General features: G+C 71.3%; 13 protein-coding genes. 3 read left to right on the top strand and 10 right to left on the bottom strand.

Annotated features, from left to right (window positions below):
* Positions 1 to 91: 91 nt before the first annotated feature.
* From ACFYZA_RS13560 to ACFYZA_RS13575, 4 genes are all read right to left on the bottom strand, one after another.
* A complete protein-coding gene (locus ACFYZA_RS13560) occupies positions 92 to 997 on the bottom strand; it encodes an ABC transporter permease (RefSeq protein WP_388490040.1) in 906 nt (301 codons plus the stop codon).
* The gene (locus tag ACFYZA_RS13565; RefSeq protein ID WP_388490043.1) at positions 984 to 1,934 is read right to left on the bottom strand and encodes an ABC transporter ATP-binding protein; all 951 of its coding nucleotides are present in this window, start codon (positions 1,932 to 1,934) and stop codon (positions 984 to 986) included. The genes ACFYZA_RS13560 and ACFYZA_RS13565 overlap by 14 nt, the downstream gene beginning before the upstream one ends.
* A gap of 85 nt (positions 1,935 to 2,019) precedes the next feature.
* Entirely contained in the window at positions 2,020 to 3,237 is a 1,218-nt protein-coding gene (locus tag ACFYZA_RS13570) for an outer membrane lipoprotein carrier protein LolA (protein WP_382588592.1), read from the bottom strand.
* A gap of 231 nt (positions 3,238 to 3,468) precedes the next feature.
* Positions 3,469 to 4,479 (bottom strand): polyprenyl synthetase family protein, encoded by a 1,011-nt coding sequence (locus ACFYZA_RS13575; RefSeq protein ID WP_161250832.1) that lies wholly within the window; start codon positions 4,477 to 4,479, stop codon positions 3,469 to 3,471.
* A gap of 190 nt (positions 4,480 to 4,669) precedes the next feature.
* On the opposite strand from ACFYZA_RS13575, the gene ACFYZA_RS13580 reads away from it, so the two are divergent.
* Positions 4,670 to 6,169 (top strand): peptide MFS transporter, encoded by a 1,500-nt coding sequence (locus ACFYZA_RS13580; protein WP_388490047.1) that lies wholly within the window; start codon positions 4,670 to 4,672, stop codon positions 6,167 to 6,169.
* A 10-nt stretch (positions 6,170 to 6,179) separates the two neighbouring features.
* Positions 6,180 to 8,180 (top strand): CocE/NonD family hydrolase, encoded by a 2,001-nt coding sequence (locus ACFYZA_RS13585; RefSeq protein ID WP_382588587.1) that lies wholly within the window; start codon positions 6,180 to 6,182, stop codon positions 8,178 to 8,180.
* Between the two features lie 408 nt (positions 8,181 to 8,588).
* Here ACFYZA_RS13585 and ACFYZA_RS13590 read toward each other — a convergent pair whose 3' ends face one another.
* Together ACFYZA_RS13590 and ACFYZA_RS13595 are read right to left on the bottom strand one after the other, a co-directional pair.
* Entirely contained in the window at positions 8,589 to 9,794 is a 1,206-nt protein-coding gene (locus tag ACFYZA_RS13590; RefSeq protein WP_388490051.1) for an NAD(P)-binding domain-containing protein, read from the bottom strand.
* 155 nt (positions 9,795 to 9,949) lie between these two features.
* Complete coding sequence (locus tag ACFYZA_RS13595; RefSeq protein WP_388490297.1) at positions 9,950 to 11,185, bottom strand: ATP-grasp domain-containing protein; 1,236 nt, start codon at positions 11,183 to 11,185, stop codon at positions 9,950 to 9,952.
* Positions 11,186 to 11,405: 220 nt separating this feature from the next.
* Between ACFYZA_RS13595 and fahA the strand changes: the two genes are divergently transcribed.
* Positions 11,406 to 12,632, top strand: coding sequence for a fumarylacetoacetase (gene fahA, locus ACFYZA_RS13600; RefSeq protein ID WP_388490054.1), 1,227 nt, complete (start codon positions 11,406 to 11,408; stop codon positions 12,630 to 12,632).
* Between the two features lie 327 nt (positions 12,633 to 12,959).
* Here the strand turns inward: fahA and recQ are convergent, their stop codons facing one another.
* The 4 genes from recQ to nuoL form a co-directional block, all read right to left on the bottom strand.
* Entirely contained in the window at positions 12,960 to 14,813 is a 1,854-nt protein-coding gene (gene recQ / locus ACFYZA_RS13605) for a DNA helicase RecQ (RefSeq protein WP_388490057.1), read from the bottom strand.
* A gap of 534 nt (positions 14,814 to 15,347) precedes the next feature.
* Complete coding sequence (nuoN, locus tag ACFYZA_RS13610; RefSeq protein ID WP_382591019.1) at positions 15,348 to 17,000, bottom strand: NADH-quinone oxidoreductase subunit NuoN; 1,653 nt, start codon at positions 16,998 to 17,000, stop codon at positions 15,348 to 15,350.
* The gene (locus ACFYZA_RS13615; RefSeq protein ID WP_382591016.1) at positions 16,997 to 18,568 is read right to left on the bottom strand and encodes an NADH-quinone oxidoreductase subunit M; all 1,572 of its coding nucleotides are present in this window, start codon (positions 18,566 to 18,568) and stop codon (positions 16,997 to 16,999) included. The genes nuoN and ACFYZA_RS13615 overlap by 4 nt, the downstream gene beginning before the upstream one ends.
* 4 nt (positions 18,569 to 18,572) lie before the next feature.
* Positions 18,573 to 20,519, bottom strand: coding sequence for an NADH-quinone oxidoreductase subunit L (nuoL, locus tag ACFYZA_RS13620; protein ID WP_382591013.1), 1,947 nt, complete (start codon positions 20,517 to 20,519; stop codon positions 18,573 to 18,575).
* Positions 20,520 to 20,533 lie beyond the last annotated feature (14 nt).

Here is a 20,533-nt window from a genome sequence, read left to right on the forward strand (position 1 = left end):
TGTCGAGCTGGACGGGGGTCGGCTCGCACGACCGGTCCGTTCCGGACACTTCCCTGCACTGCCGCGTCCGTCGGTTCCACCGGACACGCTCTCACGCGGTGATGTCCTTCGTCGTGAAGCGGGCCCAGGCCGCCGAGCCGAAGACCGCCACGTACAGGGCCTGGAGCTCGAAGTTCTTCACCAGCTGGTCCCAGTAGACGGGCTCGCGCAGGACGTCCGCGAAGGACAGCCAGTAGTGCGGGAAGAGGTACGGCCCGATCGCGTGCAGCTGCGGAATCTGGCCGAGGATCTGGACCGTGATCAGCAGCCCGACGGTCGAGGCCATCGCGGCGATCCCACTGTTGGTCAGGGTCGAGACGAACAGGCCGAGCGCGGCCATCCCGGCCAGCGAGACCGTCACCACCCCGGCGATCGCCACGGCCCGAAGCAGCCCGTCCGCGAACGAGATCTGCGTACCGGAGATCGTCGTGACCTCGCCGAGCGGGAAGAGCAGCGCACCGACCGCCAGCGCCGACACCGCCACCACGAGCGTGGCGATGAGGCAGAAGGCCAGCACCGAGGCGTACTTGGCCAGCAGCAGCCGGGTGCGGCCGGCCGGGGCGACCAGCAGATAGCGCAGGGTCCCGGAGTTGGCCTCACCCGCCACCGCGTCGCCCGCCACCACCCCGACCGCCATCGGCAGGAACACCGGCAGGGTGGCCGCGAGTGCCGCGAAGACGAGGAAGAGCCCGTTGTTGGTGATCTGCGTGATGAACGCGGGCCCGCCCGCACCGCCCCCGCCGCGTCCCCCGCCGCCGCCCGTGTCGGCCTTCACCGCGATGCCGATCAGGATCGGCACCGCCGCGAGGACGCCGAGCAGCGCGAGCGTGCGCCAGCGGCGCAGCACCGTGACGAGCTCGGAGCGGAAGAGCCCGAGCGACCACAGGACGCCCGGCCGGCGCCCGGGGCCGGGCTCCGGGTCCCGGCGGGGTGCTTCCACGGCCTCAGCCCGCGACATCGAAGCCCTCCCCGGTCAGCGCGACGAAGGCGTCCTCAAGGGATGCCCGCTCGGCCGCGAAGCCGCGCACCCGCACCCCGGCCCGTACCAGCTCGGCGTTGAGGTCCGCCAACTCCACGTCATCGGGCGGCAGTTCGCTGGTCACCCGGTCCTCGCCGGCCACCGTCACATCGGCGATCCCGCGCTCCTTGAGGAGGCGGGCGGCGGCACCCGTGTCCGGGGTGGTCACCACGAGCCTGCCCCGCGCGCTCGCCGCGAGCTCGGCCACCTCGCCCTGGACGACGAGCCGGCCCTGGTTCATCACCGCGGCGTGCGAGCAGACCTGTTCGATCTCGTCGAGGAGGTGCGAGGAGAGGAAGACGGTCGTCCCGTCCTGGGCCAACTCCCGTATCAGTGCGCGGATTTCCCGCATGCCCTGGGGATCGAGGCCGTTCGTCGGCTCGTCGAGGACGAGCAGCTCCCGGCGCTGGAGCAGGGCGGACGCCAGGCCGAGGCGCTGCTTCATGCCCAGCGAGTACGCCCGCGCCTTCTTGCCCGCCGCGGCCGTGAGGCCCACCCGGTCCAGCGCGGCCGTCACCCGGGCGGCACGGGTGCGCGGGTCGGCGGTGGGGTCGGCGGCGTCGTAGCGCAGCAGGTTGTCCCGGCCGGACAGGAAGCCGTACAGGGCGGGGCCCTCGATCAGGGCGCCCACCCTGGGCAGCACGGCGCGGGCCGACCCCGGCATGGGGCCCCCGAGCAGCCTCGCGGTGCCGGAGGTCGGCTCGATGAGGCCCATCAGCATGCGGATGGTGGTGGTCTTGCCGGAGCCGTTGGGGCCGAGGAAGCCGAAGACGCTGCCGCGCGGGACCGTGAGGTCCAGCCCGTTCACGGCCAGTTGGCCACCGCGGAACCGCTTGCTGAGGCCTTGTGTCTCGATGACCGCCGGACTGTTCCCCACCCCGCCCCTTCCCGCTGCCGCACTCCCCGGCCGCGGGGGTCGAGGAGTGGTTTCTCCTCAACCCCCTTGCCGCTGAGCCGAGTTACTACTTGCCCGAGTTCGCCGCGTCGACCAGCGCGTCCTTCGTCACGGCGCCCACGTACACCTTGCCGTTGTCCGTGATCAGGGCGTTGACCAGGCGGGTCTTGAAGACCGTGCCCGAGCCGAACTTGCCGGAGACCTTGTCGCCCAGGGAGTCCAGGAACTTCTGCGCGTCCCCGCCGCCCTTGCCGCTGTCGGCCTTCGGCAGGCCCTTGCCGCCGGTGTCGAACTCGGCGATGGAGGTCCAGCCCTCGCCGATCACCTTGGTGTTCTTGGCGTCACCCAGACCGCCGAGGCCACCGGGCAGGCTCTGCTCGGGCTTGAACGTCTGCTTCTGCTTGCCGTCGTCCTCGGTGACCTTCGCGCCCTTGGGCGGGCTGAAACTGAAGGTGTCCGCCGACGGCTTCGAGAAGTCGACCTTGGTGAAGCCCGCGTCGACCACGGCCTTGCCGCCCGCGCTCGACGAGAGCGTGAACTTCAGCGGCACACCCGTCTTGGCGTCCACCGCGACCCGGACCGAGCCGATCGTCGAGCCGGACTGCTTCGGCTTGATCACGAGCTGGTAGGCATCGCGCCCGGCCACCTGCGCCGTGCCGTCGACCGACACCGAGGTGGTGGGGTCGGCGTTCTTCAGGAACTGGTCGGCCAGCGCCTTCGGCGTGGTCGGAACGCCGGCGTCCGGCGTCTTCCCGCCGTGCTCCTTGGCCGCGTCGGCCGCGGAGCGCTGCGAGTGGTACGCCTGGTTCGAGCCGCTGTCGTAGGCCCAGACGTCGTTGCCGTTGTGGATCAGGCTGTACTCGGCCGCGTCCTCCAGGATCGACACCTTCTGGCGGTCGGGGCCGTCGGCCGCGACGCGCAGGGTGTGCGTGCCCGACGCCAGCTCGGTGAGCTTCGCGTCCGGCGACGCGGACTTGTCGGAGCCGCCGCCCTTGGGGACGAACGAGCCGAGGCTGCCGAGCCCGGGCAGGCCCAGGTCGGTGCTGATCTTCATGGTGCCGGAGAGCTGCTGCGTGTCGGACGCGGCCATCTTCTCGATGAGCTGCTGTGCGCTGATCTTCGGCAGACTGGGGTCGCCGGCCGCGGCGAGCGCCGGGACAAGACCGATGGTCGCCGCCGCCACCCCCGCCACCGCGACCGGGACGAGGTAACGCGCCGCCTTCCGGCGGCCCGCACCGAGGTCCCTGGCCTCGTCGGTGGCCTGTGCGCTGTCGTTCGGTGCCATGTGTGCCCTACCTCCGTGGTCGGCGGCGTCCGTCCGTCGTGCTCAGTTCCACCCCGCGCCGCCATTCTCACCCGAATTGGTCAGGAGTGGTGCTTCCAATCTGACCAAAATCGCCGCCCCGGCGCGTCAGCCCCCGGGAGCAACCTCATGTACCTCTCTGGGATGACGGAACCCCGAGTCGGCCGGCCCGTCCCGTAGGGGGTGAGTACGGACGCCGGCCGGGGACGGGGGTCAGCCCGCGCGGTGCACGACCGCGTCGCAGAGCTCTTCGAGCGCGGACTTGGCGTACCCCGAGGGCAGCGGCGCGAGGGTGGCCCGCGCCTCCTCGGCGTACCGGACGGTGTCCCTGCGGGCCTGCTCCAGGGCGGGGTGGACGCGCAGCCTGCGCAGCGCCTCCGCGTGCCGGGCGTCGTCGCTGAGGTCGCCGTCGAGCAGCGCCACGAGCTCCAGGTCCTCCGGGCGGCCGTCCTTGGCGGCCCGCGCCCGCAGGTGCAGGACCGGCAGCGTGGGGATGCCCTCGCGCAGGTCGGTGCCCGGGGTCTTGCCCGACTCGTGCGAGTCACTGGCGATGTCCAGGACGTCGTCGGCGAGCTGGAAGGCGGTGCCCAGGCGCTCGCCGTACTGCGTGAGGATGTCGACGACCGACTCGTCCGCGCCGGACATCATCGCGCCGAACCGGCCGGAGACCGCGACGAGGGAGCCGGTCTTGCCGGACAGCACGTCGAGGTAGTGGTCGACCGGGTCGCGGCCCTCACGGGGCCCCGCGGTCTCCAGGATCTGACCGGTGACGAGCCGTTCGAACGCCTCGGCCTGAATCCGTACGGCCTCGGGCCCCAGATCCGCCAGTATGTGCGAGGCGCGTGCGAAGAGAAAATCACCCGTGAGGACCGCGATGGAGTTGCCCCAGCGGGTGTTGGCGCTGTCCACGCCGCGCCGCACATCGGCCTCGTCCATCACGTCGTCGTGGTACAGCGTCGCGAGGTGGGTGAGCTCGACGACCACGGCCGAGGGCACGACGCCCGGCGCGTAAGGATCTCCGAACTGGGCCGCCAGCATCACGATCAGCGGGCGGAATCGCTTGCCACCTGCGCGGATGAGGTGCTGCGCGGCCTCCGTGATGAACGGGACCTCGCTCTTGGTGGCATCGAGCAGTCCCGCCTCGACAGCCGCCAATCCGGTCTGGACATCGGCTTCAAGTGCCTGGTCCCGCACGCTCAGCCCGAACGGCCCGACGACGGTCACGAGGGGTACTCCTGTCTGCTGACGATCACACGGATTGTCGATGTGTCGCTGCCTTCACTCAAGTCAGCGTATCGGGTCGCTGTTCGATCACCATGGGCGCCTTCCCGTCACCCCCCGCGCACAGTCCCTTGGACCCCGGTATGTTCTTGATCAGCTCATACGATCAGGAGTGGACCTTTTGTCCGGAACGATGACCGACACCCCCGACGATCCGGCCGCGGAGCAGCCGCCGCCGCAGGACGACCACGCCTTTTTCGGCCAGCCGCGCGGCCTGCTCACCCTCTCCGGCCTGGAGGTCTGGGAGCGGTTCTCCTTCCTCGGCATGCAGGCGATCCTCGTCCTGTACTTCGCCGACGCCGTGGCGAACGACGGCATGGGCATGTCCGCGGGCAACGCGGCCTCCGTGTCGGCGGCCTACGGCACCCTCGTCTACCTGGTCTCGGTGGCCGGCGGCTGGCTCGCCGACCGCATCCTCGGCTCCTACCGCGCGGTCCTGTACGGCGGCATCCTCATCGCGTGCGGCCACTACGCGATGGCCGTGCCCGCGCCGGCGGCCACCTGGGCCGGGCTCGGCCTGATCAGCGCGGGCACCGGCCTGCTCAAGCCCAACGTCGCCTCCATGGTCGGCAAGCTCTACCGCACCGACGACGAGCGGCGCGACGCCGGATTCGCCCTGTACTACATGGGCATCAACATCGGCGCCTTCCTCGGCCCGCTGATCACCGGCTGGCTCGGCGACCACAAGGGCTGGCACTGGGGCTTCTCGGCGGCCGCGGTCGGCATGACCTTCGGCCTGATCCAGTACGTCCTGGGCCGGCGCCACCTGGCCGGGCGCAAGCACGCGGCCGAGTTCGCGCTGCCGCCCGAGGGCATGCGCCGCGCGGTCCGCCTCATCGCGCTCGGCGTCGTGATCGTCGCGGCCCTCGCCGTGCTGCTCTCCCTCGGCGGCTGGCTGACGCTGGGCCGCTTCGTCGACCTCCTGACGCTGATCTCCGTGATCGCCCCGGTCGTCTACTTCGCGGTGATGTTCGCCAGCCCGCGCGTGACCGCCGAGGAGCGCGGGCGGCTGCGGCCGTACGTCGTGCTGTTCCTGGCCTCGGTGGCGTTCAACTTCATCCTGTTCCAGGCGTACTCGACGATGATGCTGCTCGCCTCCACCAACGCCGAGACGACCATCCTCGGCTTCCACTTCCCGGCGAGCTGGTACGCCTCCGCGCTGGGCGCGTTCGAGGTGGCGCTCGCGCCGGTGGTGGCCGCCGTGTGGGCCCGCATGGGCCCGCGCCAGCCGCACGCCTCCAACAAGATCGCCTTCGGCGTCATCCTGGGCGGGCTCTCGTTCCTGCTGATGGTCCTGCCGACCTCGGGCCACTCCACGGACACGTACAAGATGGCCGCCTGGTGGATCGTCGGCTCGTACCTGCTGCTCGGGCTCGGCGACATCCTGCTCGAAACCTCCGGCATGTCGGCCACCACCAAGCTCGCCCCCCGGGCCTTCGCCAGCCAGACGATGTCGCTCTGGTTCCTCTCCCTCGCGCTCGCCAACGGCATCCAGGCCCAGACCGTGAAGGTGTACGGAAAGGTCTCCAACCCGGCCTATTTCGGCGTGAACGGCGCCATCGCGGTGCTCGTCGGCATCGCCGTGATCGTCGCCGCCCCCTGGCTCAAGCGCACCATGCACCCCGTCCACTGAGGTTGCCGCCATGCACATCCGCACCGAATTCCCGTACGAGACGCAGCGCGAGGATGTCCGGATCCCGCTGCCCGACGGCACGCTCCTGTACGCGCGCGTCTGGCGCCCGGTCACCGAGGAGCCCGTCCCCGCGCTGCTCGAGTACCTCCCCTACCGGCTGACCGACTGGACGGCCCCGCGCGACTGGCAGCGCCACCCCTGGTACGCCGGGCACGGCTACGCCTCCGTACGCGTCGACGTGCGCGGGCACGGCTGCTCCGAAGGGCTGCCGGGCGACGAGTACGACGCCACGGAGCTGGCCGACGGCGTCGCGGTGGTCAACTGGCTCGCCCAGCAGCCCTGGTGCACCGGCAAGGTCGGCATGTTCGGCATCTCGTGGGGCGGGTTCAACAGCCTCCAGATCGCCGCCCTCGCCCCCGAACCGCTCAAGGCGATCGTGACGGTCTGCTCGGCCGACGACCGCTACGACAACGACGTGCACTACATGGGCGGCTCGGTGCTCGCCGTCGACATGCACGCGTGGGCGGCGACCATGCTCGCCTTCGTCTCGCGGCCGCCGGACCCCGCCTTCGTCGGGGAAAAATGGCGCGAAATGTGGCTGGAACGGCTCGAAGCGGTGGAGCCGTTCATCCACACCTGGCTCGCCCACCAGACCCGGGACGACTACTGGAAGCACGGCAGCGTCTGCGAGGACTACGGCGCGATCGACGCGGCCGTCCTCGCGGTGGGCGGCTGGCACGACCCGTACCGCGACACGGTCCTGCGCCTCGTGGAGCACCTCCCCGCCGACCGGGTGCGGGGCCTCATCGGGCCCTGGTCCCACCAGTACCCGGACCGGGGGCTCCCGCCCGGGCCCGCGATCGGCTTCCTCCAGGAGACCCTGCGCTGGTGGGACCACCACCTCAAGGGCGAGGAGACGGGCGTGATGAAGGAGCCGCTGCTGCGCTCCTGGATCAGCGAGTCGCACCCGCCGGCCACGGTCTACGCGGAGCTGCCCGGCCGCTGGGTCGGCGACCCCGCCTGGCCCTCCCCGCACGTCACGCCGGTCTCGTACGCGCTCCAGGGCGAGCCCGTCCAGGTCCGCTCGCCGCAGCACACCGGCCTCGACGCGGGCCGCTTCTTCCCCTTCGGCAACGACGCCGACCTGCCCCCGGACCAGCGCGCCGAGGACGCCCACTCGGCCGCCTTCGACTTCCCGGTGCCGGCCGGCTCCGGCCCCCTGGAGATCCTGGGCCGCCCGCAGGTCACCCTCCGGCTGCGCATGGACGTCCCCTTCGGCCAGGCGATCGCGCGCCTCTGCGACGTGGCTCCGGACGGTTCCTCGACCCTGGTCACCCGGGGCGTCCTGAACCTCTCGTCCCGCCACGGCCGGGACCGGGCGGACGCCTGGCCGCTCGGCGGGACCGAGGACGTGACCTTCGCCCTGAACGGCATCGGCCACGCCTTCCCTCCGGGCCACCGCATCCGGCTCGCGGTGTCGTCCGCGTACTGGCCCTGGATCTGGCCCCAGGCCGACTCGGTGGGCTTCACCCTCGACCCGGCCGGCTCCTCGCTCCAACTCCCGCTCCGGGAGCGCACGTCGGACGACACGATCGCCTTCGCGGACCCCGAGCAGTCCGAACCGCTCGGCGTCTCCTACCCGGCCCCGCTGGACGAGCCGCGCCCGGAGCGGCTCGTCGTACGGGACGTGGCGAAGGGCGAGTGGCGCCTTGAGGTGGACCCGCGGTACGGGGGCACCCGGGTGTACCCGGACGGCCTCGAATTCATGGAGGACGCGAAGGAGACTTACACGATCGAGTCGGACGACCCCTTGTCCGCGCGGACCCGCTCGGACTGGCATCTGCGGCTGCACCGGCCGGAGTCGGGGTGGGACGTGCGCGTCGACACGCGGTCGGAGATCTCGTGCGACGCGGCGGATTTCGTGACGTCGAACGAGGTGGTGTGCCGGGAGGGTGGTGAGGTCGTCTTCCACCGCACGTGGGAGCGCCGCATCCCCCGCGAAGCGGGCTGACGCCTGGGTGCGAACCAGCCCGCCCGTTGCCCGGGGTTGGCAGGTTCCGGGCCCCCTGGGGGCTCCGCCCCCAGACCCCCGTTCGCGCCTGAACGGCGCTCGTCCTCAAACGCCGGACGGGCTGAAATGCTCCGGTGCCGGCCAGCACCAAGGCGTTTAGGGGCGCGGGACTGTGACATCGCGCGGCTCCACCGCGGTGCGCGCGACCGGGGGGTTCCGGGTCACCTACAGGGGCGCGGGGAACTGCGCGACCAGCCACGCACGGTGGACGGACGAAAACGGGGTTTAGGGGCGCGGGGAACTGCGCGAACGGCCCCTACGGTCCGCAGGCGAAGGCGGGTCCACGTGGCCCGGGGCGGAGCCCCAAGGGGCTCGGGGTCAGGGGGCGGAGCCCCAAGGGGCTCGGGGTCAGGGCGCCGCGAGCGAGGCGGCCAGCCTCGGGGAGGCGTACGTCGTGCCGCAGACGAACCGCATCACCGGCCCGAACGACGCCGCCGCGGGCAACCCCGTGAAATAGAGCCCCCGCACCGAGGACTGGTAACTCGCGTCCAGGACCGGCGCCCCCCGCGACACCAACAGCTGCGTACGCAACCCGTGCCCGAGGAAGTCGAGCGCCGCCACGTCCACGCGATAGCCCGTCGCCGCCATGACGTGATCCGCCGAAAGCTCCCGCTCCGCCCCCGCACCCCCGCTGAGGGTGAGCACGGGCCGCCCCCCGACGACCCGAGCCCGCACCACCCGGCGCCCCTCCGTCACCGCCACCCGCCCGGTGAACCGCTCGCGCAGCCACCAGGCCCCCAGCGGACCGAGGACGTTGCGGACCAGGTAGTGGCGGGCCGGCGCGGGCAGATGGCGGAAGTGGGTCGCGTGGTACGAGAAGGCGTACAGCGACCAGGCCCGGCCGAAGGGCGAGTTGGGGCTGAAGCGGGGCTGGAGGTCGGGCGCCGCGCCGAAGCGGACCGCCCCCGCCGATCGCGCGACCACCCGTACGCTCGCCCCCGCCTCTGCCATCAACACCGCGTTCTCCAGCGCGGATTGGCCCGCCCCGATCACCAGGACCTCACGCCCGGCGAAGCCGGACAGGTCGCGGTGCTGGGCGGCGTGCGAGACGGGACCCGTCGCCGAGGGGCCGTCCGGCACGGCGGCGGCCAGCTCGCGCGGCAGCCGGGCCAGGCCCGAAAGGCCGGTGGCCACCACGACCGCCCGCGCCTCGAACCCCTCTCCGGAGTCCAGCTTCAGGGCGAACGCGCCGCCCGGCACCCGGTCCACCGAGACCACCCGGACCGGCTCCAGGTCGGGGAAGAGCCGCTCGGCGAACCACTGCCCGTACGCGGCGAAGGCCTCCACCGGGATCAGGTCCCAGTCCGACTCCAGGCGCCGCGTCCCGGTGTCCGCGCAGAAGTCGAGGAGCCCGAGCCCCGGCTGCGGCGCGTCGATGCTGGACGCGGCCGGCGTCGACTTCAGGACCATGCCCGCCGGCATGTGCTCGCGCCAGCTCACCATCGGCGAGCCGAAGACACGGACCGGTATGCCCCGGGCGCGCAGATGGGCGGCGGCGGACAGACCGAACGGTCCCGCGCCGATGACCGCCACCGGACGTGTCGCAGTACTCACTCGCAGTCCCCCATTCTTCTCGGATTCTCGCCATACGGATTCTCGGAACACGGATTCTCGGAATACGGGCTCCCGCCATACGGGCTCCCGCCATGCGGACCCTCGGGATGCGGGCTCCCGGACGGCGGGCCCCCGGAGTCCGGCTCAGGGCCGGATCACTTCGTCACCGCGCGGCGCGAACTCCGCCAGAGCCGGTACAGATGCTGCGCGCCGGGACGTACGAAACGGGCCATCATCGTGAAGAAGGGGCCGAGGTCGTCGCCCGCGGCCCAGGCGAACTCGGTGCCCGCCGGGCGCTCGGGAGCGTGCGGGGTGGTGTAGCCGCTGCGCCGGTAGGCGAGCAGCGCGGGCAGATCGATGTTCTCCACCACATAGCGGCGCCCGGCCCGCTGTTCACCCTCCGGGACCCGGCGGCCGGTGAGGTGGAGGTGCTGGGCACGGATGACGTCGACGCCGGCCTCGTTCTCGAACAGGCGGAACTGCGCCCCCATCCGGGGGTTGAAGTCCAGGAGCTTGTAACGCCCGTCGCGGCGGTCGAAGCGCAGGTCGAGGTCGACGATGCCGGTGAAGCCGATGCGCTTGACGAACTGCTCGGCCAGCAGGGCCAGTTCGGGGTTGTCGACGACGTACGCGTTCGCGGTCATCCCCGCGTGCGGCGGCCAGGAGCGCACCTTCACGCCGGTGAACAGGGCGAGCGGGGTGGAGTTCTCGTCGAAGTAGGCGTGCACGATCCAGTCCTCGGCCTGCTCGCGCGGCAGGTACTCCTGGAGGATCACCCCCGGCCGCTCGCCCCAGCCACGGGCGAGCGCGAGCAGATGCGCCGGATCCCCGATCCGGGTGGTGCCGGGCACGGCCGGGCTGTGCCGCCGCACGAAGGCCTCCCGGTTCTTCGCCACCACCGGGAAGCGGGCGTGCCGCGCGAAGTCCTCGACATCGGCGTACGTGTCGGGGAAGGCCGCCGCCGGGGACGGCACCCCGTGCTCCACGCACAGCTCGTGCAGGCCCTGCTTGCTGGCGAGGCGACGGGGCAACTCCGGTGCCACGGGCGGAAAGAGGAAGAGTTCGCCGAGTTCCTTCTGGTGCTCGGCGATCAGCACCGCGGCCTCTTCGTCGGTGGGGACGAGGACGGCGGGCCGCCCGATCCGGCGGCCGATCCCGAGCAGCCCGTCCACCAGGGCGTCCGGCTCCTCGGTGCCGGTCGTCGGCCAGGGGAACGCGCCCGTGAGGAAACGGGAGTGGGCCGCGGGCGTCCAACGGTCCTCGGTGATCGCGTACATCGGCACACCGAGTCTGCCGAGACTGCGGATGGCGCCGACTCCCCCATGGTGCAACGGATAGTTCCCGAACTTCACGATCAGTCCGGGTACGTCCCGGTCCGCCCTGAACAGCACGCTACTGCCCGCCACCAGTCCCCCCTCGGGACAGAGAGTCCCCACAGCCCCGCAGGACGCGTGGCCCCCTCGCCTGCCGCGTCCCGGCAGAGACGCTATGGCGGAAGGACCGCCTCCGTCGGCGGAATTTCCGGACATTACGAACTCTTTAGGCACTGCCGCCCCGAGCGGCGCCGACGTAACGTGTGACGCACACCCGTGGAAAGCGAGGCAGGCACCGATGTCCGAGCAGAGCCCGCTCGAACTGGCCGAAGGCGACCCCTTCGGCCCGCACAATCTCCCCTACGGCGTCTTCTCCACGCCGGGCCATCCCGAGGACCGCAGGGTCGGCGTCCGCATCGGCGACCACGTCCTGGACGCGGGGGCGGCGGCGCACGCGCTGGGCTCCCCGTACGCGGCGCTCCTCGCCAAGCCGAGCCTCAACCCGCTGCTCGCGGCGGGGCGCACGGCCTGGCGCGATGTGCGCCGGGCGCTCACCGCCTGGGTGACGGTGCCCGCGCACCGCCCGGTGATAGAGCCGCTGCTCCACCCGCTGTCCGACGTCGAGCTGCACCTGCCGTACGAGGTCGCCGACTACGTCGACTTCTACGCGAGCGAGCACCACGCCACGAACGTGGGCCAGATCTTCCGCCCCGACGGCGATGCGCTCACCCCCAACTGGAAGCACCTGCCGATCGGTTACCACGGCCGCTCCGGCACGATCGTGGTGTCCGGCACCGAGGTGGTCCGCCCGCAGGGCCAGCGCAAGGCGCCCTCGGACCCGGCGCCGGTCTTCGGGCCTTCGGTGAAGCTGGACATCGAGGCCGAGGTCGGCTTCGTGGTGGGCACGCCGTCCGCCCTCGGCGCTCCGGTGGACCTGGCCTCCTTCGACGACCACGTCTTCGGCCTGTTCCTCCTCAACGACTGGTCGGCGCGGGACATCCAGGCCTGGGAGTACGTGCCGCTCGGCCCGTTCCTCGGCAAGTCCTTCGCGACCTCGGTCTCGGCGTGGGTCACCCCCCTTGAGGCCCTCACGGCGGCCCGAGTCTCCCCGCCCGCCCGGGACTTCCCCCTGCTGCCCTACCTGGACGACTCCGCCGAGGAGGTCCCGGGCGGCTTCGACCTGCGCATCTCGGTGGCGATCAACGGCACGGTCGTCGCCGAGCCGCCGTTCGCCTCGATGTACTGGACGGCGGCGCAGCAGCTGGCCCACATGACGGTGAACGGCGCGTCGCTCCGGACCGGGGACGTGTACGGCTCCGGCACGGTGAGCGGTCCCGAGCGCGACCAGCGGGGCTCCCTCCTGGAGCTCACCTGGAACGGCTCCGAGCCGCTGGAACTCCCGCCCGGCAAGCGGGCGTTCCTGGAGGACGGCGACGAGGTGACCCTCACGGCCTGGGCCCCCGGCCCCCACGGCGTCCCCGTCGGCCTGGGCGAGGTCCGGGGCCGCATCACCCCGTCCGCCTGAGAACCCCCCGGGGGTGCTCGCCCACCCACCCCGGCTCGGCCGAGCCCCCTGGGACTCCGCCACGGCGGGCGCGACCGGGCCACCCACAGGGGCGCGGGACTGTGACATGTGCGCGGCTCCGCCACGGCGGGCGCGACCGGCTGGTACCGGATCACCTACAGGGGCGCGGGGAACTGCGCGACCAGCCACGCACGGCGGACGGACGACAACAGGGCTCAGGGGCGCGGGGAACTGCGCGACCAGCCACGCACGGGCCCGCCGCACCAGGGGGCCCGGGGCGCAGCCCCCGCGCACCCCCGCCCCGCCCGGTAACGGGCAACCCCCGCCTCAGGAGAGGGAGTTGAGGACGGACAGCACCCCCTCACCCCAGGTCGCGAGCTTCTTCTCCCCCACCCCCCCGATCGTGCCGAGCTCACCCATCGACCCCGGCCGAGCCACCGCGATCTCCCGCAACGTCGCGTCATGGAAGATGACGTACGCCGGAACCCCCGCCTCCTTCGCCTGCGCCCCCCGCCAGGCCCGCAGCGCCTCGAAGACCGGAAGCGCCTCGGGCGGCAGGTCGGCCGCCACGGCGGACTTCTTCGCCGAACCGCGCGCCGCCCGCACCGGCTTCTCCGGCTCCGTCCGCATCCGGACCTCCCGCCGGCCGGCCAGGACCTCCCCGCTCGCCTCGGTCAGGACCAGCGTCCCGTACTCACCCTCCACGGCCAGCAGCCCCTGCGCGAGCAACTGCCTTGCCACGCCCCGCCATTGGGGCTCGGACAGGTCCTCGCCGATGCCGAAGACGGACAGCTGGTCATGGTCGAACTGGATGATCTTCGCGGTCCTGCGGCCGAGCAGGATGTCGATGATCTGGCCCGCCCCGAACTTCTGCCCCCGCTCGCGCTGCAGCCGCACCACGGTGGACAGCACCTTCTGCGCGGCCACCGTGCCGTCCCAGGTCTGCGGCGGGGTCAGACAGGTGTCGCAGTTGCCGCAGTTCTCGGCCGCGGCCTCCTGGCCGAAGTAGCCGAGCAGCTGGGCCCGCCGGCACGAGGCGGTCTCGCAGAGCGCCAGCATCGCGTCCAGATGCGCGGCCGCCCGGCGCCGGAACGCCTCGTCACCCTCGCTGCCCTGGATCAACTTCCGCTGCTGGACGACGTCTTGGAGCCCGTACGCCATCCACGCCGTGGAGGCGAGCCCGTCCCGCCCGGCGCGGCCGGTCTCCTGGTAGTAGCCCTCGACCGACTTGGGCAGGTCGAGGTGGGCCACGAACCGTACGTCCGGCTTGTCGATGCCCATGCCGAACGCGATGGTCGCCACCACCACGAGCCCGTCCTCCCGCAGGAAGCGGGACTGGTTGACGGCACGCGTCCCCGCGTCGAGCCCCGCGTGGTACGGGACGGCCCGCACCCCGTTGTCGCTCAGGTACTGCGCGGTCTTCTCCACGGAGGCCCGCGAGAGGCAGTAGACGATGCCCGCGTCCCCGTCGTGCTCGTCCTTGAGGAAGGTGAGGAGCTGCTTCTTCGGGTCGCTCTTCGGCACGATCCGGTACTGGATGTTCGGCCGGTCGAAGCTCGCCACAAAGTGCCGGGCGTCCGGCATGCCGAGGCGCTGGGTGATCTCGCGGTGCGTGGCGTCCGTGGCGGTGGCGGTGAGTGCGATGCGGGGGACGTCCGGCCAGCGCTCGCCGAGCAGGGACAGGGCGAGGTAGTCGGGGCGGAAGTCGTGGCCCCACTGGGCGACGCAGTGCGCCTCGTCGATCGCGAAGACCGAGATCTTGGCGCGCGAGAGCAGATCGAGGGTGGCCTCCACGCGGAGCCGCTCGGGAGCCAGGTAGAGCAGGTCGAGCTCGCCCGCGAGGAGCTCGGCCTCGACGGTGCGGCGCTCGTCGAAGTCCTGCGTGGAGTTGATGAACCCGGCCCGCACGCCGAGCGCGCGCAGCGCGTCCACCTGGTCCTGCATCAGGGCGATGAGGGGGGAGACGACGACTCCGGTGCCGGGCCTGACCAGGGCGGGGATCTGGTAGCAGAGGGACTTTCCGCCGCCGGTGGGCATGAGCACGACGGCGTCGCCGCCCGCCACGACGTGCTCGATGACCTCGCCCTGGGCGCCCCGGAAGCTCTCGTATCCGAAGACCCTGTGCAGTGTCGCCAGGGCCCCGGACTCCGTGTCCACCGCCTGCGTGCCGGCTGCGCTCATCGCTCTGTCCCCCGTACTGGTCCGTCGACTGCCTCACCATTCACGCAAGCAACGGTAGCCGCCCCCGCCGACACCCCACGAAGTTATCCACAACCCCTGGCCTATCCGGCCGGTCCCGGGCGCCCTGGGGCTCCGCCCCAGACCCCGGGTTCTGGCCCCTCCCCGCCCCTTCCCGCGACCCTCCGGGGGTGAAGTGGCTGTGGGCGGGCTTCCGGGGGGCTTCGCCCCCGGGCCCCCTTTTTTCGGCTGCGGATCGTGCGTGGCTGGTCGCGCAGTTCCCCGCGCCCCTAAAAGCACTGGTGCGGCCCGTGCAGGCGTCTTCAGCCCGTCATGGGGGTCCCCCCTGGCCCTTAAGGCCTTGGGGGAGTTTGAGGACGAGCGCCGTTCAGGCGCGATACGGGGTCTGGGGCGGAGCCCCCAGCACTCGACCAGTAGCCGGACCACACCCCCGGAGGGTCTAGGGAAGGGGCGGGGTGGGGCAAACAAAGGGGCCCCGGCGCCACCCACCCGCGCCGAGGCCCCCACAACACCCCGCTACCGGACGAACACACTCGCGTTGTGCGCCAAGTCGAGGAAGTACTGCGGGGCGACGCCCAGCACGAGCGTCACCGCAACCCCGACCCCGATCGCCGCCGTCGTCAGCGCGGAAGGCACCGCCACCGTCGGGCCGTCCGCCTTCGGCTCGCTGAAGAACATCAGCACGATCACCCGGATGTAGAAGAACGCCGCGACCGCGGAGGAGATCACACCGACCACGACCAGCGCCCCCGCACCCCCCTCCGCCGCCGCCTTGAAGACGGCGAACTTCCCGGAGAAGCCGGAGGTCAGCGGGATGCCCGCGAAGGCGAGCAGGAACACGGCGAAGACCGCCGCGACGAGCGGCGAACGCCGGCCGAGGCCCGCCCACTTGGACAGGTGCGTCGCCTCGCCACCCGCGTCCCGTACCAGCGTGACGACCGCGAACGCGCCGATCGTCACGAAGGAGTACGCCCCCAGGTAGAACAGCACGGACGAGATGCCGTCCGCGTTGGTGGCGATGACACCGGCCAGGATGAACCCGGCGTGCGCGATCGAGGAGTACGCGAGCAGCCGCTTGATGTCGGTCTGGGTGATCGCGACGACCGCGCCCCCCAGCATCGTGATGATCGCGACGCCCCACATGACCGGCCGCCAGTCCCAGCTCATGCCGGGGAGCACCACGTACAGGAGCCGCAGCAGCGCGCCGAAGGCCGCGACCTTGGTGGCCGCCGCCATGAAGCCCGTGACCGGGGTGGGCGCGCCCTGGTAGACGTCCGGCGTCCACATGTGGAACGGCACCGCGCCGACCTTGAACAGCAGGCCCATCAGGATCATCGCGCCGCCGATGAGCAGCAGCGCGTCGTTGCCCATGGTTCCGGCGAGCGCCGGGTCCACGTTCTGGACCGAGCCGCTGACGACGTCGGCGATCGTGGCGTACGAGACGGAGCCCGCGTAGCCGTACAGGAGCGCGATGCCGAAGAGCAGGAACGCCGAGGAGAACGCGCCGAGCAGGAAGTACTTGACCGCCGCCTCCTGCGACATGAGCCGCTTGCGGCGGGCCAGGGCGCACAGCAGATAGAGCGGGAGCGAGAAGACTTCCAGGGCCACGAACAGGGTCAGGAGGTCGTTCGCCGCCGGGAAGACCAGCATCCCGGAGACCGCGAACAGGGCGAGCGGGAAGACCTCGGTGGTGGTGAACCCGGCCTTGACCGCGGCCTGCTCGCTGTCGCTGCCCGGCACCGAGGCCGCCTGGGCGGCGAAGGAGTCCACCCTGTTGCCGTGCGCCTCCGGGTCCAGGCGGCGCTCGGCGAAGGTGAAGACCGCCACGACGGAGGCCAGCAGAATGGTGCCCTGGAGGAAGAGCGCGGGGCCGTCGACGGCGATCGCGCCCATCGCCGCGATGTGTGCCTTGGTGGTGCCGTAGCCGCCGGCCGCGAGGCCGACCACCGCGGCGAAGGCGGCGGCGAGCGCGACCACCGACAGGAACACCTGCACGTAGTAGCGGCTGCGGCGCGGGACGAAGGCCTCCACGAGGACGCCGACGAGGGCCGCGCCGAGCACGATCAGCGTGGGTGCGAGCTGGGCGTACTCGATGTGCGGCGCGGGGATCTTGTCCAGCTTCCCCCCGGCCGCCGTGGTCCACAGGCTGTGGACAGCTGATGAGCTCACTTGGCCGCCTCCACCACCGGGTTGGGGTCCTTCTTCTGTACGTCCGACATGGTCTGGCGGACCGCCGGGTTCACGATGTCGGTCAGCGGCTTCGGGTAGACCCCGAGGAAGATCAGCAGGCCGATCAGCGGGGCGACCACGAGCAGTTCGCGCACCTTGAGGTCGGGCATCCCCTGCACCTCGGCCTTGACCGGTCCCGTCATCGTCCGCTGATAGAGGACGAGGACGTAGAGCGCGGCCAGGACGATGCCGAGGGTCGCGACCACTCCCGCCGCCGGGTAGCGGCTGAACGTGCCCACCAGGACGAGGAATTCGCTCACGAAGGGAGCCAGGCCCGGCAGGGACAGGGTGGCGAGGCCGCCGATCAGGAAGGTGCCGGCCAGCACCGGGGCGACCTTCTGGACGCCGCCGTAGTCCGAGATGAGCCGGGAGCCGCGGCGCGAGATCAGGAAGCCGGCCACCAGCATCAGGGCGGCCGTCGAGATCCCGTGGTTGACCATGTAGAGCGTGGCGCCGGACTGGCCCTGGCTGGTCATCGCGAAGATGCCCATGATGATGAAGCCGAAGTGCGAGATCGACGCGTACGCCACCAGGCGCTTGATGTCACGCTGGCCGACCGCGAGCAGCGCCCCGTAGATGATGCTGATCACGGCGAGCACCACGATCACCGGCGTCGCCCACTTGCTGGCCTCCGGGAAGAGCTGGAGGCAGAAGCGCAGCATCGCGAAGGTGCCGACCTTGTCGACGACCGCGGTGATCAGCACGGCGACCGGCGCGGTCGCCTCGCCCATCGCGTTGGGCAGCCAGGTGTGCAGCGGCCACAGCGGGGCCTTCACCGCGAAGGCGAAGAAGAAGCCGAGGAACAGCAGGCGCTCGGTGTTGGTCGCCATGTGGAGCGAGCCGCTCGCGCGGGCCGCGGCGATCTCGTTCAGCGAGAACGAGCCCGCCACCACGTACAGACCGATGACGGCGGCCAGCATGATGAGCCCGCCGACCAGGTTGTAGAGCAGGAACTTGACGGCCGCGTACGAGCGTTGGGTCGCCGCCGCCTCGTCGCCCTGAGCGTGTGCCCGGTCGCCGAAGCCGCCGATGAGGAAGTACATCGGGATGAGCATGGCTTCGAACAGGATGTAGAAGAGGAAGACGTCGGTGGCCTCGAAGGAGAGCACCACCATCGCCTCGACGGCGAGGATCAGGGCGAAGAAGCCCTGGGTGGGCCGCCAGCGGCTGCTGTTGGTCTCCAGGGGGTCGGCGTCGTGCCAGCCCGCCGCGATGATGAACGGGATGAGCAGCGCGGTGAGCCCGATGAGAGCCACCCCGATGCCGTCCACGCCCAGTTCGTAGCGGACGCCGAAGTCCTTGATCCAGGCGTGGGACTCGGTCAACTGGTAACGCGCGCCGCCCGGTTCGAACCGTACGAGCTGGATCGCGGCGAGCGCCAGGGTGCCCACCGAGACCAGCAGGGCCAGCCATTTGGCGGCGGTCCGCCGTGCGGCCGGGACGGCCGCGGTGGCGATCGCGCCGAGCGCCGGAAGGGCGGCCGTCGCGGTGAGGAGGGGGAAGGACATTGCGTTACACCGCCCTCATCAGCAGAGTCGCGGCGATGATCACCACAGCACCTCCGAACATCGAGACCGCGTAGCTGCGGGCGAAGCCGTTCTGCAGCTTGCGCAGCCGGCCGGAGAGCCCGCCGACCGAAGCGGCGGTTCCATTGACGACCCCGTCGACCAGGCTGTGGTCGAGGTAGACGAGCGAGCGGGTGAGGTGTTCGCCGCCGCGGACCAGGACCACGTGGTTGAAGTCGTCCTGGAGCAGGTCGCGGCGGGCGGCCCGGGTGAGCAGCGAGCCGCGCGGGGCGACGGCCGGAACGGGCTTGCGGCCGTACTGGGCGACCGCGAGGCCGACGCCGATCAGCAGGCAGACGATGGTGGCGGCGGTGACCGTCCACTCGCCGACCGGCGAATCGCCGTGGTCGAAGGACGTGACCGGCTCCAGCCACTTCACGAACCGGTCGCCGATGCCGAAGATGCCGCCCGCGAAGACCGAGCCGAAGGCGAGGACGATCATGGGGATCGTCATGGACTTCGGGGACTCGTGCGGGTGCGGCTCGTCGTGGGCGCCCCGCGTCTCTGCGGCGGGCTCGACGCCCGGCTGGTGTGGCGCGGGGGTCTTCGCGTGCTTCCAGCGCTCCTCGCCGAAGAACGTCATCACCATCACGCGCGTCATGTAGTACGCGGTGATCGCGGCGCCGAGCAGGGTGACCGCGCCGAGGATCCAGCCCTCGGTGCCGCCCTTGGCGAAGGCCGCCTCGATGATCTTGTCCTTGGAGAAGAACCCGGACAGGCCGGGGAAGCCGATGATCGCCAGATAGCCGAGGCCGAAGGTGACGAAGGTGACCGGCATGTACTTGCGCAGGCCCCCGTACTTGCGCATGTCGACCTCGTCGTTCATGCCGTGCATCACCGAGCCGGCGCCGAGGAAGAGCCCCGCCTTGAAGAAGCCGTGCGTCACCAGGTGCATGATCGCGAAGACGTAGCCGATCGGGCCGAGGCCGGTGGCCAGGACCATGTAGCCGATCTGCGACATGGTCGAGCCGGCGAGGGCCTTCTTGATGTCGTCCTTGGCGCAACCGACGATCGCACCGAACAGGAGCGTGACCGCGCCGACGATCACAACGACCGTCTGCACATCGGGCACCGCGTTGAAGATCGCGCCGGAACGGGTGATCAGATAGACGCCCGCGGTCACCATGGTCGCCGCGTGGATGAGGGCGGAGACCGGGGTCGGGCCCTCCATCGCGTCGCCGAGCCAGGACTGGAGCGGCACCTGGGCCGACTTGCCGCAGGCGGCGAGGAGCAGCATCAGGCCGATGGCGGTGTTGCGGCCCGAGCTCGCCCCGCCGGTCTCACCGAGGACGGTGGAGAAGGCGAACGAGCCGAACGTCGTGAACATCACCATGATGGCGATCGACAGGCCCATGTCGCCGACCCGGTTGACCAGGAAGGCCTTCTTGGCGGCGGTCGCCGCGCTGGGCTTGTGCTGCCAGAAGCCGATGAGCAGGTAGGACGCGAGGCCCACGCCTTCCCAACCGACGTACAGCAGAAGGTAGTTGTCGGCGAGGACCAGGAGGAGCATCGCCGCGAGGAACAGGTTGAGGTAGCCGAAGAAGCGCCGGCGGTTCTCGTCGTGCTCCATGTAGCCGATCGAGTAGATGTGGATCAGGGTGCCCACACCGGTGATCAGCAGGACGAAGGTCATCGACAGCTGGTCGAGCTGGAAGCCGACATCGGCCTGGAAGCCTTCGACCGGGATCCAGCTGAACAGGTGCTTGGTCACCGTCCGGTGATCGGCCGAGCGGCCCAGCATGTCGACGAAGAGGACCGCCCCGATCACGAAGGACGCGCCCGCGAGCAGCGTGCCCAGCCAGTGGCCGGCCTTGTCCAGTCTCCGTCCGCCGCACAGCAGTACGGCCGCTCCGAGCAGAGGCGCCGCGATGAGCAGCGCGATGAGGTTCTCCACGATTCAGCGACCCC

It is taken from the genome of Streptomyces sp. NPDC001828, assembly GCF_042892175.1.
GTDB lineage: Bacteria > Actinomycetota > Actinomycetes > Streptomycetales > Streptomycetaceae > Streptomyces.